Raw genomic sequence first — 18,029 nt, forward strand, 5'->3', positions numbered from 1 at the left:
ACCGCTTTCTGAGGAAAAGCCACTAGTATGAAAAAGCAGAATGTAAAAATCAGCTGCCGTAAAGCCGGAATTGCTTTGCTGTGGTCTTTAGCCCTGACTATTTTAGTCGGCTGTTCGTCATCAAATTCAGCATCGGAAGATACTTCTACTTTCGATCCAAATCGGAATTACTTTCCAGATCGTGTTTCTATAGATCATGCCATTGGTTTTGATGTGGTATACCATAATCATTGGAAGGAGCTTCAGCTGTTAAGGCACTATAATGATTTTGTAGACACTGTTAGCTTTGCGCTAGTTCAAAGGGGTACGCCAAACCCAGATGGTTTTGAAGCTACACGAACTATTCAAATTCCGGTTGAAAAGGTAGGCTCACTTTCTACAACACATTTGGGTATGTTTCAAATGTTAGATGCTTTAGATCATTTGAAAGGAGTGGAAACGGCAAGTTACATTTCTAGTGATGAGGTTCGAGCCCTAGTGAACCAGCAAAAAATTACAGAGTTGGCCCCTGCTGGCACATTGAATACGGAATTAGTTTTAGCTTCAGAAATAGAAGTGTTAATGGGGGTTGGTTATCCCAACTCTCAAAATGATAGTTATCAAGAATTAGAAAATGCGGGTATTCCAGTATTGCTGAACGCTGACTGGCAAGAGCTCGATTTACTTGGAAGAGCCGAATGGGTGAAAATGATAGCCCTATTGCTGAATAGGGAGAAGGAGGTAAATGAGGCCTTTGCCGAAATTGAGCAAGAGTATAATGAAGTGCTACAATTGGTTGAGCAAAAGGAAACCGAAGGGCCAATGACTATTACTGGTATGGTTCAGGGTGACGCTTGGTTTGTTTCTGGCGGTAAAAGCTTTGGCTACCATGTACTTAAAACAGCTAAAGTTCAATATCCATGGAGTGACGATACTTCTACAGGTAGCTTGAAATTGGATTTTGAAACTGTTTATGAATATGGTCTAAAATCTGACTATTGGATGGTGCCAGGTAGTGCAAAAACCCTTGAAGAGATTCTTCAGAGAGATAGTAGATTTAAAGACTTTAAGTCTTATCAAGACAAGAACATCTACAACATTTATGGCCGCTATACAGAAGGCGGAGGTAATGATTACTATGAGTCGGGCATTGTAAACCCGCATATCATTCTCAAAGATGTAGTTCGCATATTTCATCCCGAACTATTGCCAGATCATGAGTTGGTGTATTACGCCAGGTTGAAGTAAACCCCTTAAACTTTTTTCGTGAATACTCCATCTACAAGTCTTAGTGTAAAGGCCTTTGTACTACTTTTTTTGGTAGTGCTAGGATTGTTTTTGCTCAATTTGGGTTTGGGCTCAGTTACAATACCTGTAGATGAGGTTGCAAAAATATTACTCGGTCAAGATGTAGAGAATACAGCCTGGCAAAACATTATTCTAAAGATTCGTTTGCCTCGAACCGTGACTGCGGTTTTGGTGGGTGCAGCACTTTCAATTGGTGGCTTACAAATGCAAACGCTTTTTAGAAATCCCTTGGCAGGCCCTTCTGTATTGGGAATTACGGCCGGGGCAAGTTTGGGTGTGGCAGCTATTATGTTGGCTGCTGGCAGCGCTACTACTGCTTTTGCCATTCGTTCATTAGGAATAGGCGGAAGTTGGCTAATTGTGCTAGCATCTTCGGTTGGAGCATTCTTAGTACTTCTAATCATTTTGGCAATCTCTTATCGTATTAGAGACAATGTGGTAATGCTCATTGTAGGAATTATGGTGGCCAATATCACTATTGCCGTGGTTAGTATTTGGCAGTACTTCTCTGACCCAGAGCAAATTCAAGAATACATTCTTTGGACATTCGGAAGCCTTGGAGGTGTAACTAATCATCAGTTAGGTGTGCTTGGACTCATAGTAGGCCTCGGAATTGTAGCCACCTTCTTGCTTTCTAAGACATTAAATGCACTGCTTCTGGGCGAAGACTATGCCCAAAGTATGGGGCTGAACATCAGGCGGTCTCGAATGCTCATTATTCTGGTAACAAGCATTCTAGCTGGAGCCATTACAGGTTTCTGTGGTCCCATCGGTTTTGTAGGTATTGCAGTGCCGCACTTAACCAGAAGCTTTTTGAATACCTCAGATCACCGACTTCTAATTCCAAGTTGCGTGTTGGTTGGAGCAATTCTAATGTTGTTCTGTGATATCATTTCTCAGGTACCAGGAAGCACGACAGTACTACCGGTGAACGCAATTACAGCCATGATTGGCTCACCCATAGTAATATGGATAATTGTAAAGCGTAGAAATCTAAAATCGAGTTTTTAACCATGTCTGATAAGATTCTACATACCGCAAATCTTTCAGTTGGTTATAAAGACCGAACTGTTTTGAGTTCACTGAATTTGAACCTTAATAAAGGGCAACTTACCTGTTTACTTGGGCCTAACGGAAGCGGAAAATCTACACTAATCCGAACGCTTGCAGGTATTCAGAAGCCACTGTTAGGCATGGTTACTCTTCAAGGGAAAAGCCTCAGAGAAGTATCTCCAAAAACTCTTGCTAAGCAGTTGAGTTTGGTGCTTACTGACAGAGTTACTCCTGGCAATCTGACAGTCTACGGATTGGTTTCTCTCGGCCGTTTTCCTTACACCACCTGGATGGGAAGCCTTACGGGCGAAGATAAAGATGTAATTCAGTGGGCCTTAGAAATTACTGGTACTATGCAGTTTGCCAATAGACATATTGGTGAATTGAGCGATGGCGAGAAACAAAAGGTGATGATTGCTAGAGCTCTTGCTCAACAAACTGACCTTATCATCTTAGATGAACCAACAGCCCATTTAGACTCACCCAATAGAATTGAAATCTTCCACCTGCTCCGAGAATTGGTTTCGTCAGGCCATAGGGCCATTCTAATTTCTACCCACGATATAGACACAGCCATAGCCAATGCAGATAAGCTTTGGCTGGTAGCGAATCAATCAATCAGTCAAGGGGCACCAGAAGATTTGGTGTTGGATGGAAGGCTGGAAAAGGCGTTTACCAAAGAAGGTCTTTCCTTCAACTACAGCTTGGGGAGGTTCGAAAAGGCAATAAATAATAATGGCTTAAAAGTATTGATTAAAGGGAGTTCACTAAGCGCCTATTGGACTGAAAGTGCTTTGAGGAGAGCAGGGTTTCAGCCAGTAGAGCATTTGCCTCAAGTTACTATTGAGGTATTTGATGATGGCTCAACGCGAAAGTGGATTCTCAACAATCAATTAGAAATAACAACTATAGAAGAACTACTTACAAAACTCAACACTTATGAAAATGAGATGGAATAGAGCACTAGCTCTAAGCATTACATTGGCAGCCTTCGGTGGGGCAACTTTTGCCCAAGAAGAAAAAGCCAAAGACCTCGGTGAGGTTGTGGTAACTGGCAACCGATTTGAAACTCCTATTGAGAAATCGGGAAAGGTGATTTATAAAATCACCCAAGATCAGATTGCAAAATTGCCTGGCAGAACTGTTGCCGATCTTTTAAACACCCTACCAGGCATTAATGTAGACGGTGCATTCGGAACTCCAGGAACCAACTTGGACTACAGCATTCGTGGAGGTAGAAACAGACATACGCTCGTACTAATCGATGGTCTTCCAATTAACGATGCTTCTGCCATTTCTAATGATTATGATCTGAGGCTTTTAAACGCCAATGCCATTGAATACATAGAAGTGCTTAAGGGAGGAGCGAGCACATTATATGGTACAAATGCCGCTTCTGGTGTAATCAATATTAAATTGAAAGAGGCTGCTACAGATGAGCCTCAGGTTACCTTGTCTCAAGATGTAGGCTCATTTCAAACCATGAACACCAATGCCGATGTTCAAGGCAGAACAGGCAAGTTGAGCTATTTAGCTGGAGCATCTGTATCTATAAGTGATGGTATTTCTGCTGCGCAAGACAACGACCCAACGCTAGAATTCGGCAACGATGGTTTCTTTAGATATACAGGTAGAACCAAGCTGAACTATAAGTTTTCGGAAGCCTTTAAACTTGGCGCAAATTTGTCTTATGAAGACCTAAAGGCAGATTATGACAATAGTGCCTTCTCAGATGGCGACAACGAATTCTTAATTCACCAAGTAAGCGTAGGTTTAAGCCCTGAATGGAACTACAATGGCGGTAAACTAAGCTTAAACACTAATTTCAACCAGATAAGAAGAGAGTTCGTTTCTGCATTCCCTTCAACTGCCAAAGGCAAGAACTTTCAGGCCGATTTAAACAACCAGAAAGTCTTTAATGGCAATATCAAAACCATTTTAGGTGTTCAGTTCCAGTCTTACAAATTTCAGAGTGGAGATGAGCAGCCTAATCAGTCGAATTTCGATCCTTATTTAAATGTTTCGGCCGATGTAACCGATGCCCTTACCTTAAATGCAGGTGTGCGATTGAACAACAACAGTGAGTATGGTTCCAATTTCGTCTACATGTTCAACCCATCTTACCTTTTTCAGTTAGGTGAAGATGCCCAGCTGAAGCTTTTTGGTAGCTACTCTACTGCTTTTGTGGCGCCAAGCCTTTATCAATTATTTGCTGAATTTTATGGAAACCCAGATTTGGAGGCAGAATCTACCGAATCTTTAGAGTTTGGGGTTTCTCTTTACCTGTCTGATAAGCTTACCCTGAATGCCGAATACTTTGATAGAAAGGAAGAAAACGCAATAGACTTTGTTTCCATATTTGATGGACAAGGTAATTACGTTGGTGGCGGATATGACAATGTAGAAGGAGAAAGAAATATTGAAGGCTTGGAGGTAGATCTTACTTGGAGCGTAACTAACGACTTGAATCTTACAGCTCATTTTGCAGATTACAACTTTGGTGACCCTAGTCAATTCTACAGAATTCCGAATCAGAAATACGGCTTGGGTGGTCAGTATACAATTGCAAGTAATACCCAGCTTGGAGTTACTTACAATTACTTTGGCGACAGAGAGGCAGCCATTTTCTCAGATCCTTTCTTAGTAGAGTTAGAGGGCTACAACATGGTAGACTTTAACGTTTCTCATGCTTTATTCAATGGTGATTTAATTTTCTCTGGCTCAATCAGAAATTTATTGGACGAAGACTTTGTGGGAGTTTACGGATACACCACAAGACCAATCAATTTCACTGTAGGGTTAACAGCTAAGTTCTAGTTTGGAAAGCAGAAAGGTAAATATTAGCCCTCTTTTTCTCTGCTCTTGGAGTGGAGGTAAAGACAGCTATTTTGCTTTTTATCGGGCATTGCAGCAGGGGTTAAAGCCTGCTGTACTGCTAAATACGCTCAATGAATTTGGTGAAAGATCTCGGTCTCATGGTATTCCAAAAGAGCTGCTTCAGCAACAAGCCGAGTCGGTAGGTTTGCCCATAGAGTTTATTCAAACTACGTGGGCCAATTACGAAGCGAACTACATTGAAAAACTTAAGGAGCTAAAGGCGAAGTATGCTTTTAGTCACACCGTTTTTGGCGATATTGACATAGAGTCACACCGAGCATGGGAAGAAAAAGTATCTGCCGCAGCAGATGTAAAAGCAGTTTTGCCCATTTGGCAGGAGAATAGGCGAACTCTGGTAGAGGCCATGATAGATGCAGGAATGCAGTGTTTAATTGTGTCTTGTAGAAAAGAATTGGCCGATGCTATAATTGGAAAAATCATTACTAGAGAGCTGTTAACGGAGTTTGAAGAGCTAGGGATAGACCCTTGTGGCGAAAATGGCGAGTATCATACTTTTGTAGTAAACGGACCACTACAACAATTTCCTTCAACAGTTAGATTCTCTGATTATAGTGTGCACAACACGTATGCTTTTTTGAATTTTCTAACCGAACCAAAATAATATGCTACATAAGTACCTACATTCTTGGGATGTCATTTCAACAGATTTACGAATGAGAAATCAGAGGAAAATTTATAGAAATGACTTAGAACAATTGGAGGCACTGAATCAAGAATATTGTTGGTCATTAGATTTAGATAGAATTGTAAGTAAAGATTATGACGCACTGGTGCTTACAAACTTCAACCAAGTAATTGAGTGGGTAAATGGCGGATTCGAAAGAATGACAGGTTATTCGGCAGAAGAGTCAGTGGGCAGAAGACCTGGGTTTCTACAAGGCCCTAAAACTTCCGAATTAGCAAAAAGAAGATTAAGAACGGGTATTCATGAAGAAAGAGATGCCTGTGCCACCCTCATTAATTACCGTAAATGTGGCAATCCTTACAAATGCAAAATCTCAATTCTTCCACTTAAGAACGCAGCATTACGCACCACCCATTTTTTAGCAATTGAAAAAGAAGTTACGTGAATCTAAAAGAACGAATTGAAAAATCGGAAACCAGAATTTTTAAAGCTGTTTTTCCGAATACAACCAACCACTACGACACACTTTTTGGAGGTACTGCCATGCAGCTGATGGACGAAGTAGCTTTTATTACCGCTACTCGGTTTAGCAGAATGCGCATGGTTACAGTAAATAGTGATAGAATAGATTTTAACAGGCCAATACCTGCCGGAACAATTATAGAACTGGTAGGAAAAGTGACCTACTTGGGCAACACCAGTCTAAAGGTAAAAGTCAAAATTTACATAGAAGAGATGTATTCTGATGTTCGAGAAGAAGCCATTTCTGGTGAATTTACTTTTGTCGCTATCGATGAGAACAAGAAACCTATCGCTATTTCTTAGCTTATGATTTACTACATCACAGGAGGGCAGCGGTCAGGGAAATCTAGCTTTGGGCAAAAACTAGCTCTAAGCCTCTCTGATAACCCAGTTTATCTGGCAACTTCTCGCCATTGGGATGGTGAATATGAAAAGCGCATAGACAGACATAAGGCGGACAGAGATGAGCGCTGGACAAACATTGAAGAAGAAAAGCACATAGGTAAGCTAGTATTCAATCAAAGAGTAGTGCTGGTAGATTGTGTCACCCTTTGGCTTACTAACTTTTTTGTAGACACTAAGAACGATGTAGACCAAAGCTTACAGTTAGCAAAAAGCGAATTTGATGGGCTGACCACACAAAATTCCGATTTTATATTTATCAGTAATGAGATTGGAATGGGTACACACGCCCATACCGAGATTGGCAGAAAGTTTACTGACTTACAAGGGTGGATGAATCAATTTATTGCTGAAAAATCAGACCAAGCTTGGTTAATGGTTTCCGGCATTCCCATGAAACTCAAATAATGGCAGAATTAGCATTGTTCAATTGGAGTGGAGGCAAAGACAGTGCGCTGGCGCTTTACCACACCTTAAGAAACTCACAGTTTGAAGTAAAACATTTACTCACTTCGGTAAATTCAGAGACCAATAGAATTTCAATGCATGGAGTAAGGCTCAGCCTGTTGCAAAAACAGGCAGAAAGCATTGGCATACCCTTGAGTTTGCTTTCGCTTCCGGGAGAGATATCTATGGATGAATATGATCAGCTGATGGCTGATAAAATGCAAGGGTTTTTAGATGCTGGCATATCAACCTCCATTTTTGGAGATATTTTTCTTGAAGACTTAAAGCAATACCGAGAACAAAAACTAGCGCAAGTAGGCTTGAAGGGAGATTTTCCCCTTTGGCAGAGAAACACAAAAGAGTTGGTCAATGAATTCATTAGCCTAGGCTTTAAAACCATTGTGGTCTCAGTAGACGGAAGCAAGCTAGACCAGTCTTTTGTAGGTAGAATTATTGATGAGAGCTTTCTGAATGATTTGCCAGAAAACGTAGATCCCTGTGGAGAAAATGGAGAATTCCACAGCTTTGTTTTCGAAGGGCCAATCTTTAAAAAGCCAATTCGGTTTGAACGTGGTGAGGTTGTAGGCAAAGAATATAAACTCTCTAAAGAAACAGGTGAAACGGTTACATACTGGTTTCAAGATTTGATATGAACTGGAACATTGCCCCTATAAATCGGGAGATTGAAGGAGAACTTCAGCAAAAGATAGATCTAAAGACTAAGCCAATTGGTGCGCTCGGCCAGCTTGAGCACATAGCGCTACAGCTTGGACTTATTCAACAAAGCTTGAACCCTGAGTTGCGTAATCCGCAGATTTTAGTTTTTGCTGCCGACCACGGAGTTGCCAAGGCTGGCGTAAGTGCGTACCCTCAAGAGGTCACCTATCAAATGGTGATGAATTTTCTGAATGGGGGAGCAGCCATTAATGTATTTGCTCGCCAGCATAATATCCAATTGAAGGTGATAGATGCCGGAGTGAATTACAACTTTGCGGGAGCGGATGGTCTGATTGATGCAAAGATTGATTTCGGTACTAAGTCTTTTGTTAGTGAGCCTGCTATGACTCAAGCGCAGTGTATAGCGGCCCTCAATGAGGGGGGCAATTTGGTAGAAGAGGCTTTTGAAGACGCTTGCAACATTATCGGTTTTGGAGAAATGGGCATTGGCAACACTTCTTCTGCTTCTATGCTCATGCATTTGCTTACAAATATTCCATTAAGAGACTGTATTGGGGCTGGCACAGGCTTAGACAATAATGGTTTGGAGCGAAAGAGAACTGTTCTTGAGGTGGCTTTAGATTTTCATGGTAAGAAAGCGAACCCAATGGACGTGCTAAGCACTTTTGGAGGCTTTGAAATCGCTATGATGTGCGGAGCAATGCTTAAAGCTGCCGAACTGAAAATGACAATTATGGTAGACGGGTTTATAGCTACCTCAGCATTTTTGATGGCGTCTCAGTTTAATAGAGAAGTGAGAGATTACGCCATATTTTGTCACAAGAGTCAAGAAAAAGGACACACGCTTCTACTTGACTACTTAAATGCAGAACCAATTTTAGATTTAGGAATGCGCTTAGGAGAGGGCACTGGCTGTGCTGTAGCTTTCCCCATAATTCAATCGGCAGCCAATTTTTTGAACGACATGGCTAGCTTCGAATCAGCCGGAGTAAGTAACAAGTAAATGAGAGAACAAGTACGTATTTTCTTTACAGCACTAATGTTCTACACAAGAATACCGTGTCCAAAATGGGTAGATCATTCACCAGACTACATTAATAAAGCCACCCGCTTTTTCCCCTTAATGGGTTGGATAATAGGAAGCTTTGCTTTTGCCTTTTTTTCACTTTGCTTATGGCTCAATGAACCAGCCTTGGCTGTTGTCTTTTCTATGATAGCAAGCGTTTGGATTACTGGGGCTTTTCATGAGGATGGTTTCGCAGATGTATGTGATGGTTTTGGCGGAGGCTGGACCAAGCAAAAGATATTGGACATAATGAAAGATAGTAGAGTGGGAGCCTACGGACTGATAGGCCTTCTTCTGCTATTTGCTCTCAAGTTCACTTTGATTTTCAGACTCACTCAGGTTTTTGAAAATGGCTTGTTACTTATGGCAGCCACAATAATCTCAGGTCATAGTATCAGCCGTTTTATTACCGCTACATTTATTTTCACCCATGAATATTCTCGAGACGATGCTACTTCTAAGGTAAAACCTGTCGGTAAAAAAATGTCTTGGTCTGAGCTTCTTACGGCTGCTTTTTTTGGCCTTTTGCCTCTCTTGCTTTTTCAAACCCCCATAGTATTTCTGTGTGTTATTCCGCTTTATGTGGTCAAGTGGAGGCTTGGTCGCTATTTTCAGAAATGGATTGATGGTTATACTGGAGACTGCCTTGGTGCAACTCAACAGATTACAGAAGTAGTCTTTTATCTTACTCTACTCATATTGTGGAAGTTTATTTAATCAGACATACCAAACCTAAAGTAGCTAAAGGTGTATGCTACGGACAAACAGATTTGGATTTGGCTGAAAGCTACAGAGAAGAGTTTGCTCAAGTAAAAAGGCTATTGCCAAGCTCATTCGATGCCATTTATTCTAGTCCACTAAAGAGGTGCTCTCAACTTGCCCATCATTTATCTGAAGACATTCTGTTTGCTGAAGAACTGAAAGAAGTGAATTTTGGCCTTTGGGAAATGAAAGAATGGTCTGGCATCAATTCAAAAGAGCTGAATAAGTGGATGGATGACTTTGTTCATGTTCGCCCTCCAGAAGGCGAGTCGCTCATAGATTTACTTTCAAGAACGCTGAACTTTTGGGAAAACCTAACCAGTCAAAAGTATCAGCAAGTAGCTATTTGTGCTCATGCTGGTCCAATCCGATGCATTTTGGGTGAAGTATTGGGCGTTCCACCTCAAAAGCTATTTGGCATAGGCCAATCCTTTGGTGGAGTCAGTATGGTGAGTGTAAAGTTTGGTCAACCTCAGGTAGAGTATATAAATAGAGTTTAAAATTATTATGCCTTAGTTGGTCTTGTAGATGTCATTTATTCGATCCCTAAATAGTCTGTTTTAACAAGTAGTGCGTATATAGGTTAGTTGTTAAAGCGAAAACATGAAATCATATAAATATTTACTCTTAGTTATTCTAACTGTTTTGTTCTCCTGCTCTAGCGGAAATACCACTTTTGCTAATGTAGACGCGGGTAAACCAGACCATTCTAAATGGACAGATTTGCTTCAAAAGCACGTAGATAGCAAAGGTTTTGTAGACTATAAAGGTATGATTAACGATAAGGATATGCTGAATGCCTATACCTCCGAGTTATCTGCCAACCCACCTCAAGAAAGCTGGTCTGATGATGAAAAACTGGCTTATTGGATCAACGCGTACAATGCTTTTACGGTAAAACTGATTGTAGAGAACTACCCTGTAGAAAGTATAAAAGATCTGAATCCGGGTTTGGCCATTCCTACGGTAAACACCGTTTGGACGAAAAAATGGTTTAAAATAGGGGGCGAAGACTTTAGTTTAGACAGAATAGAGCACAAAATTATCCGAAAAGAGTTCGATGAACCAAGAATACATTTTGCAGTGAATTGCGCCTCATTCTCTTGCCCGCCTTTAAGAAACGAAGCATTCATAGCCGAAAAGCTAGATGCTCAATTAGACGAGCAAGCCAAAGAATTCATCAATGATGAGGTCCGCAATAAAATTTCTAAAAACCAGGTAGAGATTTCTCAAATCTTCAGTTGGTTCAAAGGCGACTTCACTAATGGGCAAACACTCATTGAGTTTTTAAACAAGTATTCAAAAGTTAAAATCAGCTCAAATGCCGATGTAGACAATATGGATTACGACTGGTCTTTGAACGATTCAGACAAATAAAAAGTAGACCAATACAATGTGAGAAAGGCCGCAAGAACTGCGGCCTTTTTTTCGTTATTAATTTCTTATAATTGTAGCTTTCGAAAAGGTCGAAACAGTATATGTACTATAAAAACTGGCTGAGGTCAGCCTTCCTTTTAATCACTTTCTTATTGTTCACCTCCTTCTCTGCAGGTGATAAATTTCACTCACCAGCTACGGAAGAGGCACATTTGCCTAAGGGTGTCCAGCTTACTAACAAGCATTCAGACTTGCCTAGCCTAAAACCGCTAGACTCTATGATGAATAGAGTAATACGTAACCTTCGATTGGAAGGGGCAACAGTGGCTTTAGTAAAAGACGAGAAGTTGGTTTATGCAAAAGGCTTTGGCTATGCAGATAAAGAAGGTAAAGTAAAAGTTGAACCATATCACAGATTCAGAATTGGCTCTGTTTCAAAGCTTATTACTGCCATTGCAGTGCTCAAGTTGGTAGACGAAGGCAAAATTACGCTAGACGATTATGTTTTTGGTGAAAGAGGAATACTGAAGGGTAAGCCGTACGACAAGGTTTCTAATAGAAACATTTATCAGATTAAAGTGAAGCATTTACTCAATCATACAGCTGGTTGGAGTTTGATCACTTATGGAGATCCTATGTTTATTCCGCATAAGATCCATAAAATGGATAAGGTGAGCTACCCAATAGAGTTCGATGATGTAGTGAAATTTGTCCTTACCAGACATTTGCCTTATCGACCAGGAACGCGCTTCGATTATTCGAACTTCGGCTATTGTCTTTTGGGTAGTGTAATTGAAAAAGTTACGGGCGATGATTACGAAGAGTGGGTTATAGATCATATTCTGGCGCCTAATGGAGTAAAGAACATGGCCATTGCTGGCAATTTTGAGAAAGACAGATTGAGAAATGAGGTGAAATACTACGACTATAGTGTAGATAATCAACAGCTGTCTTTTACCGGGTCTGGCAAAATGGCTTATAAACCTTACGGTGCAGACGATGTAACTATGCTAGGGCCGGCCGGAGGCTGGGTGGCCAATTCTGTAGATTTAATGCGCGTTTTAGTAATGGTAGATGGTTATTCTAAGCGCTACAAAGATATTCTTAGTGCAGACCTGATAAAGAAAATGACAGGTGGTGTTGGAGGTATAAATCAGCCACTTGGCTGGAGAAGTGTAAGAGGAGAGCATTGGTGGAGAACTGGAACTTTAAGTGGAACCTCGGCTTTGTTGACTAGAGATGAAAAGGGCTATTCATGGGTGGTTGTGTCTAATACTACGCCCAGAAGGGGGAGCTTTCCGAGCACTAGTCGTTGGGCAATTAGAGAGGCGATTAAGCAGATTAAGAATTGGCCTTCACATAATTTGTTTGATGTTGCCGAATAAAAAAGCCGATTCCTTTTACAGAAACCGGCTCTAACCAAAATTAACCCTAACTAAAACTGTTGATTTTATTCCGCTAAGCGGTAATATTTGTTGTTACCAAAACTGGTAAGGTAATCTGCCTGATTCACTAAACTTCTTAATGAAGAGTCTGTAGAAGGGGTGCCAGATGCCACTAGTTCACCTTGGCTATCGAACACTTTTACTTCCTCAATTACTTCTTCTTCAATTTCGAACAGAATAGCCTCTTCAAGACTCATCTCATCTTTATCCATAAAGTAGGCTTCAATTTCGGCCAATTCTTTGGCTTCCATCGCAGAGATTCTTCTTTCTGAATCAGGGTTGTTTTTAGCACTTGCCTGAAAAAGCGTGACCATCGCTAACATTATGGCAATTGCAGTACTTAAGTTTTTGATTCTTCTTCTTGAGTTGTTTCGAGCTTTGACCTTTGGGCTATTCATGACCGTATTGTTTAATGTTGTTGTTTCGTTTTTGAATGTGCCAATAATTATTCAAGCCTTGTGCCAATACGTGTAAGTATCAGTAATTCAGATGTTTAAAATTTGTTGTACGATTTTGAACGAAATAAAGTGTACTAAAAACGTACGCCATGTGAGTGAAAAGTGTACAGTTTTCGAACGAAACCAAGACTGGCTAGTTAAGCTATATGTCATCAATAAATATGCAGAAAGCAGATATACCAAAAGAGCTCGTCTATGTGTCTTCTTTTGACCAAGAAGGTTTCAAAAGAGAGAAGACTAACGATGGCTTTGAATACTTGGACTTGCAAGGAAAGCCGGTTAGAGATAAAGCCATTTTAAAGCGGATCGATGAACTGGTAATTCCACCTATTTGGGAAGATGTGTGGATTTGTAAGAATGCTAAAGGGCATGTTCAGGCCGTTGGTTACGACCTGAAAGGCAGGAAGCAATATATTTATCACCCTAAGTGGAGTGAGTATAGGCAGCAGAATAAGTTTTCTCAGCTTCCATTATTTGCTGAAAGGCTCCCAATAATTAGGGAAAGAGTAGCTGCTGATTTGCGTAAAAGAGGTTGGCCAAAAGAGCGTGTTCTGGCATTAACAGTGAAAATGTTAGATGAGTATTATCTCCGAATCGGTAACCTAAACTATAAAAGGAATAATGAAACCTATGGGCTCACCACACTTAGGCGCAAGCATTTGAATGATAATGGCAAAAGCCTTAGCCTGACCTATAAGGCCAAAAGTGGAAAGTATAGAAATGTATCGGTCTCTAACCCAACCTTAGCTAAACTGATTCGAGAAACTTCCGATCTACCGGGTTACGAAGTGTTTCGCTATATTGATGAGGATGGTAAGTCTCAAACAATAGATTCTAGCGATGTGAACGAATACATCAAAGAACTATCGGAAGGCGATTTTACAGCTAAGGTTTTCAGAACATGGGGAGGCAGTCGCCTTTCCATCGATTACCTAGAAGACGCAAAAAAGGATGTTGAAGAGAACCCGAGAAGAAAGATTGAAACGGCCTTGGTTCAGCGAGTAGCCAAAAAGCTGGGCAACACAGTCAGCATTTGCAGAGACTACTATATCCACCCGAAAGTTCTAGAAGCTGTTGCCCAACCGGAGTTTAAAATGCCGAGAATTTCCAATGCCAAGAAGTATCAACATTTAGATACTTCGGAACAAGTAGTGCTGAAGATACTGATGGAGAGGTGATTGCTAAAATCAACCCCCTTTTACAACAACTCATTCGCCAAATTAGCTAGCTCAGATCTCTCACCTTTTTCTAGTGTGATATGCGCGTAAAGCGGATGGTCTTTCACTCGGTCTATCAGGTAAGAAAGGCCGTTAGACTGAGAATCTAAATAAGGTGTATCAATCTGATGGATATCTCCTGTAAAGACAATCTTGGTGTTTTCTCCAGCTCTGGTAATGATGGTTTTAATTTCATGCGGAGTGAGGTTTTGAGCCTCGTCCACAATAAAGAAGATGTTGGACAAACTTCTACCTCTAATATAAGCCAGAGGAGTGATCAACAGCTTTTCCTTATTCACCATTTCGGTGATGGCTTTAAACTCCTTGTCGGTCTCCTTGTACTGGTTTTGGATAAACTTCAGGTTGTCCCAAAGTGGCTCCATATAAGGGTTCAACTTGGATTTGATATCGCCAGGTAGGTAACCAATGTCTTTATTGCTCAATGGCACGATCGGTCGAGCCAAATAAATCTGCTTGAATTCTCTGCGTTGTTCCAAAGCTCCGGCAAGGGTAAGGAGCGTTTTTCCAGTACCTGCAACCCCTTGAATGGTCACTAACTTAACCTCAGGATTCATGATGGCATGAATAGCGAAAGTTTGTTCAGCATTCTTTGGTTTCACCCCAGAAACAGGACGCTTGTCCACTTTTTCAATGGTATCGTCAATCGAGTTGTAGTATGCAAGTACGGAGTTTCTATCGCTCTTAAGAATGAAGTATTGATTCGGCTGAGCCTTCTTTCTCTTCAGAACATCTTTTGGCGCCAAGGTGCCATCTTCATAAAGGTGGTTGATGAGGTCTGAATCAATCTTCTCAATTTCAATCTTTCCTTTGCGAAGAGAGTCTACATTCTTAATTTTTCCGGTTTCGTAGTCTTCGGCAGGTAGCCCCATCGATTTCGCCTTCAACCGAAGGTTAATGTCTTTAGAAACCAAGATTACGTTTCTACCCGGGTTTTCCTCTTTCAACCTAAGTGCGGCATTAAGAATTCGGTGGTCGTTTTTTCTTTCACCAAAAACCTCATTGGCATCGTGCTGACTTTCACCACTTCCGGCCTCCATCACCACTTTAAAGCTTCCACGCGTTTTCCCATTAAGTGGAATCCAGTCTTGCAGAGACTTATCCTTTGCCAGCTTATCTAGCAAGCGGGTGAACTCTCTAGCTTCAAAGTTTTTGGTATCGTTGCCCTTCTTGAAAGTGTCTAATTCTTCGAGCACAGTGATTGGGAGGCCAATATCATGCTCCTCAAAATTCATCAGTGCAATGTGTTCGTAAAGGATAACGGAGGTGTCTAGTACAAAAATCTTCCGGTCAGTCTTCTTCGCTCTCGGCATACTACTAATTGGGGTTCAATAATGAATAGAACGTTGTTTTAAATTAGTAAATATTCGGGGCAAAAGAGAGTGAGGGAGATTATTAACACAGAATTAATTTGACCTCCACCAACCTCCTCCTTGCCAAGGAGGAGGCTAGACTCGTGACGCGATGTAATTTTGAATTACCTCGATTACATTTTCAATTTCGAATTCAACTTGTCTATTGGTGAATCTGATGGTGTTATAGCCAAGTTCAGCCAACTCCCGATCTCTTATTTGGTCATTATCATAGTTTTCAGGCTTATTATGAATTTCACCATCTACTTCGATAATGAGTTTAAAAGTAGCGCAATAAAAATCTACGATATAGTGATTGAGGCTGTGTTGTCTCCTGAACTTTATGCCATTAAGTTTCTTGTTCGCCAACCGCTTCCAAAGCAACTCCTCGTACTTAGTTGGATTATTCCGAAGCTCCCTTCTTCTTTCCTTAAGATAATTCAGATTATTGATTCTCATTTGCCGTGTGTGATAAGAATCAAATTACTAAAATCAGTGACAATACCCTTAGGCATGGAGCTGTTTTACTCTATCCAAGAGTCGTGAATAAGGAACGTAGACTTCAAACTTATCTAGTCCTCCTAAACTAGGAGGACGCGCGAAGCGAGGAGGTCAGAAGGTCAACTTTTTCCAAGCCTTAACTAGAGTAATGGTACTTATCAAAACAATCGCTAACCAGATTAATCCATACTCTATGTTACCATAGACGAACATTCCAGTAGCGAAGAGCAAAGCGTAAATAAGCACAGTACCTGCAAACATCGCCAGCAAGTCAACGCTGAATCGGCCAATGCCTGGCTCCAGTTTTTCACCTTTTGCCTGTGCTTGCTTTCTCAAGCCATTCCATCCCTTACCATAAGGTTTTACAAGGTTGAAGAATGAAACCAGTGTTTTATAGTCGGTCGGTTTGGTCATTAAAGTAACTAGCACCCAAACAGCCGTGGTTACTCCAACACTTAGTAATAGTTGGTATTCACTAGAAATGGAGGTGAGGCTTTCTGGTCCGAACTTGAAAAGCAGTGCCAGAATGAATGAAACCACCATACCTGCGATTTCAGAATAAGCATTAATTCTCCACCAGAACCAACGCAAAATGAAGATAGAACCAGTACCTGCACCAATAGAAAGCAGAATCTGGAAGGCATCATATGCACTGGTGAGCACCAAGGCAAACAGGCCTGCAAATACCATGAGAATCACTGTGGAGATTCTACCTACGTTCACCAATTCTTTCTCAGTAGCTTCTGGCTTAATGAATCTTTGATAAAAGTCGAATGCTACGTAAGAAGAACCCCAGTTGAGGTGAGTGGAAATAGTAGACATATAGGCTGCAATCAATGAGGCAATCACAATTCCGAGAAGGCCCTTAGGCAGCGTCAATAACATGGCAGAGTAGCCCAAATCGTGACCTATTTTGCTTTCGCTTATTCCTGGAAACGCCTCTTTAATAGAAGCCAAGTCAGGGTAAACCACCAAGGATGCCAAAGCGATCAAAATCCATGGCCAAGGTCTTAGTGCATAATGAGTGATGTTGAAAAGGAAGGTTGCCGAAACCGCATGCTTCTCATTTTTAGAAGAGAGCATTCTTTGGGCAATGTATCCTCCGCCTCCAGGCTCAGCACCCGGATACCAAACACTCCACCATTGCACAGCAATAGGGATAATCAATAGGGTGATAAACAATTCTCTATTATCGATACTTGGAATTAAGTCTAATTTTGAAGCAACTTCAGGTCTGGTTAAGAGGGCATCAAGACCACCAACTTCTGGTAAATTGATGATGTAAATAGCCGCAGCCACGGAACCTACCATAGCTACTAAAAACTGAAGGAAGTCAGTCAGTATAACACCTCTTAAGCCACCGAGGGAACTATAGGCCACAGTAATTATGGAGGCGTAAACCACGGTTTTCCATGGTTCTAATCCGAACATCACTTCACCAATTTTAATGGCGGCTAATGAGACCGAGGCCATTATCATAATGTTGAAGAATACGCCTAAGTAAATGGCTCTAAAGCCTCTCAGAAAAGCTGCTTCTTTGCCTGAATATCTCTTTTCGTAGAACTCTAAATCAGTTAAAACTCCGGACTTTCTCCACAGCTTGGCATAAACAAAAACGGTTAACATACCGGTAATCAAAAATGCCCACCAAACCCAGTTACCAGCAACTCCATTTTGGCGGACAATATCTGTTACTAAGTTGGGGGTATCAGCAGAAAAGGTAGTGGCTACCATAGATACTCCCAGTAGCCACCAAGGCATATTTCTCCCTGAGAGGAAGAATTCTTTAGAAGATGAACCCGCTTTTTTCGAAACAATCAGACCGATAATTAAAAAAACAGTGAAGAATAGGAGAATGATGATCCAATCGAGCGAAGAAATATTCATACTTAATGAAAAGTTAAATTGATTTGTCTGAAGT

19 protein-coding genes are annotated in these 18,029 nt (G+C 41.0%); 15 read left to right on the plus strand and 4 right to left on the minus strand.

The annotated features are described in order from the left end of the window. Nucleotides 1–27 precede the first annotated feature (27 nt). The 14 genes from AWW68_RS05645 to AWW68_RS05710 all read left to right on the plus strand — a co-directional run bounded on the left by AWW68_RS05645 (nt 28) and on the right by AWW68_RS05710 (nt 12,502). Complete coding sequence (locus AWW68_RS05645) at nt 28–1,227, plus strand: ABC transporter substrate-binding protein (protein ID WP_068217603.1); 1,200 nt, start codon at nt 28–30, stop codon at nt 1,225–1,227. Nucleotides 1,228–1,245: 18 nt separating this feature from the next. Next, nucleotides 1,246–2,298, plus strand: coding sequence for a FecCD family ABC transporter permease (locus AWW68_RS05650; protein WP_068217606.1), 1,053 nt, complete (start codon nt 1,246–1,248; stop codon nt 2,296–2,298). Between the two features lie 2 nt (nt 2,299–2,300). Beyond that, the gene (locus tag AWW68_RS05655; protein ID WP_068217609.1) at nt 2,301–3,299 is read left to right on the plus strand and encodes an ABC transporter ATP-binding protein; all 999 of its coding nucleotides are present in this window, start codon (nt 2,301–2,303) and stop codon (nt 3,297–3,299) included. Continuing rightward, a complete protein-coding gene (locus tag AWW68_RS05660) occupies nt 3,286–5,157 on the plus strand; it encodes a TonB-dependent receptor plug domain-containing protein (RefSeq protein WP_185101206.1) in 1,872 nt (623 codons plus the stop codon). The genes AWW68_RS05655 and AWW68_RS05660 overlap by 14 nt, the downstream gene beginning before the upstream one ends. Before the next feature lies 1 nt (nt 5,158). Next, nucleotides 5,159–5,839 (plus strand): Dph6-related ATP pyrophosphatase, encoded by a 681-nt coding sequence (locus tag AWW68_RS05665; protein ID WP_068217616.1) that lies wholly within the window; start codon nt 5,159–5,161, stop codon nt 5,837–5,839. A 1-nt stretch (nt 5,840) separates the two neighbouring features. Then, nucleotides 5,841–6,308 carry a PAS domain-containing protein gene (locus AWW68_RS05670; RefSeq protein WP_068217619.1) on the plus strand — a complete coding sequence of 156 codons (468 nt, stop codon included), beginning with the start codon at nt 5,841–5,843 and terminating at the stop codon, nt 6,306–6,308. Continuing rightward, complete coding sequence (locus AWW68_RS05675) at nt 6,305–6,688, plus strand: acyl-CoA thioesterase (protein ID WP_068217623.1); 384 nt, start codon at nt 6,305–6,307, stop codon at nt 6,686–6,688. Before AWW68_RS05670 ends, AWW68_RS05675 begins: the two co-directional genes overlap by 4 nt. Before the next feature lie 3 nt (nt 6,689–6,691). Next, on the plus strand, nt 6,692–7,195 hold the full coding sequence (locus AWW68_RS05680) for a bifunctional adenosylcobinamide kinase/adenosylcobinamide-phosphate guanylyltransferase (protein WP_068217626.1): 504 nt from the start codon (nt 6,692–6,694) through the stop codon (nt 7,193–7,195). After that, nucleotides 7,195–7,887 carry a Dph6-related ATP pyrophosphatase gene (locus AWW68_RS05685; RefSeq protein WP_068217628.1) on the plus strand — a complete coding sequence of 231 codons (693 nt, stop codon included), beginning with the start codon at nt 7,195–7,197 and terminating at the stop codon, nt 7,885–7,887. Before AWW68_RS05680 ends, AWW68_RS05685 begins: the two co-directional genes overlap by 1 nt. Then, complete coding sequence (gene cobT / locus AWW68_RS05690; RefSeq protein WP_068217631.1) at nt 7,884–8,915, plus strand: nicotinate-nucleotide--dimethylbenzimidazole phosphoribosyltransferase; 1,032 nt, start codon at nt 7,884–7,886, stop codon at nt 8,913–8,915. Before AWW68_RS05685 ends, cobT begins: the two co-directional genes overlap by 4 nt. Continuing rightward, entirely contained in the window at nt 8,916–9,695 is a 780-nt protein-coding gene (locus AWW68_RS05695; RefSeq protein ID WP_068217634.1) for an adenosylcobinamide-GDP ribazoletransferase, read from the plus strand. Then, nucleotides 9,680–10,240 (plus strand): alpha-ribazole phosphatase, encoded by a 561-nt coding sequence (cobC, locus tag AWW68_RS05700; RefSeq protein WP_068217637.1) that lies wholly within the window; start codon nt 9,680–9,682, stop codon nt 10,238–10,240. Before AWW68_RS05695 ends, cobC begins: the two co-directional genes overlap by 16 nt. A 103-nt stretch (nt 10,241–10,343) precedes the next feature. Then, on the plus strand, nt 10,344–11,117 hold the full coding sequence (locus AWW68_RS05705) for a DUF547 domain-containing protein (RefSeq protein WP_068217641.1): 774 nt from the start codon (nt 10,344–10,346) through the stop codon (nt 11,115–11,117). A gap of 101 nt (nt 11,118–11,218) precedes the next feature. Beyond that, nucleotides 11,219–12,502 (plus strand): serine hydrolase domain-containing protein, encoded by a 1,284-nt coding sequence (locus tag AWW68_RS05710; RefSeq protein ID WP_068217644.1) that lies wholly within the window; start codon nt 11,219–11,221, stop codon nt 12,500–12,502. A 65-nt stretch (nt 12,503–12,567) separates the two neighbouring features. Here AWW68_RS05710 and AWW68_RS05715 read toward each other — a convergent pair whose 3' ends face one another. Then, nucleotides 12,568–12,960 (minus strand): hypothetical protein, encoded by a 393-nt coding sequence (locus AWW68_RS05715; protein WP_068217647.1) that lies wholly within the window; start codon nt 12,958–12,960, stop codon nt 12,568–12,570. A gap of 221 nt (nt 12,961–13,181) precedes the next feature. Here AWW68_RS05715 and AWW68_RS05720 point away from each other — a divergent pair, with 221 nt between their 5' ends. Beyond that, nucleotides 13,182–14,198: a DNA topoisomerase IB gene (locus AWW68_RS05720; RefSeq protein WP_068218507.1), complete on the plus strand. Its 1,017-nt coding sequence runs from the start codon at nt 13,182–13,184 to the stop codon at nt 14,196–14,198. 20 nt (nt 14,199–14,218) lie between these two features. Here the strand turns inward: AWW68_RS05720 and AWW68_RS05725 are convergent, their stop codons facing one another. From AWW68_RS05725 to AWW68_RS05735, 3 genes are all read right to left on the minus strand, one after another. Next, on the minus strand, nt 14,219–15,568 hold the full coding sequence (locus tag AWW68_RS05725; protein WP_068217650.1) for a PhoH family protein: 1,350 nt from the start codon (nt 15,566–15,568) through the stop codon (nt 14,219–14,221). A 135-nt stretch (nt 15,569–15,703) separates the two neighbouring features. Continuing rightward, nucleotides 15,704–16,066 (minus strand): endonuclease domain-containing protein, encoded by a 363-nt coding sequence (locus AWW68_RS05730; protein ID WP_068217653.1) that lies wholly within the window; start codon nt 16,064–16,066, stop codon nt 15,704–15,706. Between the two features lie 153 nt (nt 16,067–16,219). Continuing rightward, on the minus strand, nt 16,220–17,995 hold the full coding sequence (locus AWW68_RS05735; protein ID WP_068217658.1) for a sodium:solute symporter family protein: 1,776 nt from the start codon (nt 17,993–17,995) through the stop codon (nt 16,220–16,222). Nucleotides 17,996–18,029 lie beyond the last annotated feature (34 nt).

Source organism: Roseivirga spongicola, assembly GCF_001592965.1.
In the GTDB taxonomy this organism is placed as follows: domain Bacteria; phylum Bacteroidota; class Bacteroidia; order Cytophagales; family Cyclobacteriaceae; genus Roseivirga; species Roseivirga spongicola.

Coding starts and splice junctions, on each gene's coding strand:
- AWW68_RS05645 (WP_068217603.1), top strand. CDS start 28: ATGAAAAAGCAGAATGTAAAAATCAGCTGCCGTAAAGCCGGAATTGCT.
- AWW68_RS05655 (WP_068217609.1), top strand. CDS start 2,301: ATGTCTGATAAGATTCTACATACCGCAAATCTTTCAGTTGGTTATAAA.
- AWW68_RS05660 (WP_185101206.1), top strand. CDS start 3,286: ATGAGATGGAATAGAGCACTAGCTCTAAGCATTACATTGGCAGCCTTC.
- AWW68_RS05670 (WP_068217619.1), top strand. CDS start 5,841: ATGCTACATAAGTACCTACATTCTTGGGATGTCATTTCAACAGATTTA.
- AWW68_RS05680 (WP_068217626.1), top strand. CDS start 6,692: ATGATTTACTACATCACAGGAGGGCAGCGGTCAGGGAAATCTAGCTTT.
- AWW68_RS05685 (WP_068217628.1), top strand. CDS start 7,195: ATGGCAGAATTAGCATTGTTCAATTGGAGTGGAGGCAAAGACAGTGCG.
- cobT (WP_068217631.1), top strand. CDS start 7,884: ATGAACTGGAACATTGCCCCTATAAATCGGGAGATTGAAGGAGAACTT.
- AWW68_RS05695 (WP_068217634.1), top strand. CDS start 8,916: ATGAGAGAACAAGTACGTATTTTCTTTACAGCACTAATGTTCTACACA.
- AWW68_RS05705 (WP_068217641.1), top strand. CDS start 10,344: ATGAAATCATATAAATATTTACTCTTAGTTATTCTAACTGTTTTGTTC.
- AWW68_RS05710 (WP_068217644.1), top strand. CDS start 11,219: ATGTACTATAAAAACTGGCTGAGGTCAGCCTTCCTTTTAATCACTTTC.
- AWW68_RS05715 (WP_068217647.1), bottom strand. CDS start 12,960: ATGAATAGCCCAAAGGTCAAAGCTCGAAACAACTCAAGAAGAAGAATC.
- AWW68_RS05720 (WP_068218507.1), top strand. CDS start 13,182: ATGCAGAAAGCAGATATACCAAAAGAGCTCGTCTATGTGTCTTCTTTT.
- AWW68_RS05725 (WP_068217650.1), bottom strand. CDS start 15,568: ATGCCGAGAGCGAAGAAGACTGACCGGAAGATTTTTGTACTAGACACC.
- AWW68_RS05730 (WP_068217653.1), bottom strand. CDS start 16,066: ATGAGAATCAATAATCTGAATTATCTTAAGGAAAGAAGAAGGGAGCTT.
- AWW68_RS05735 (WP_068217658.1), bottom strand. CDS start 17,995: ATGAATATTTCTTCGCTCGATTGGATCATCATTCTCCTATTCTTCACT.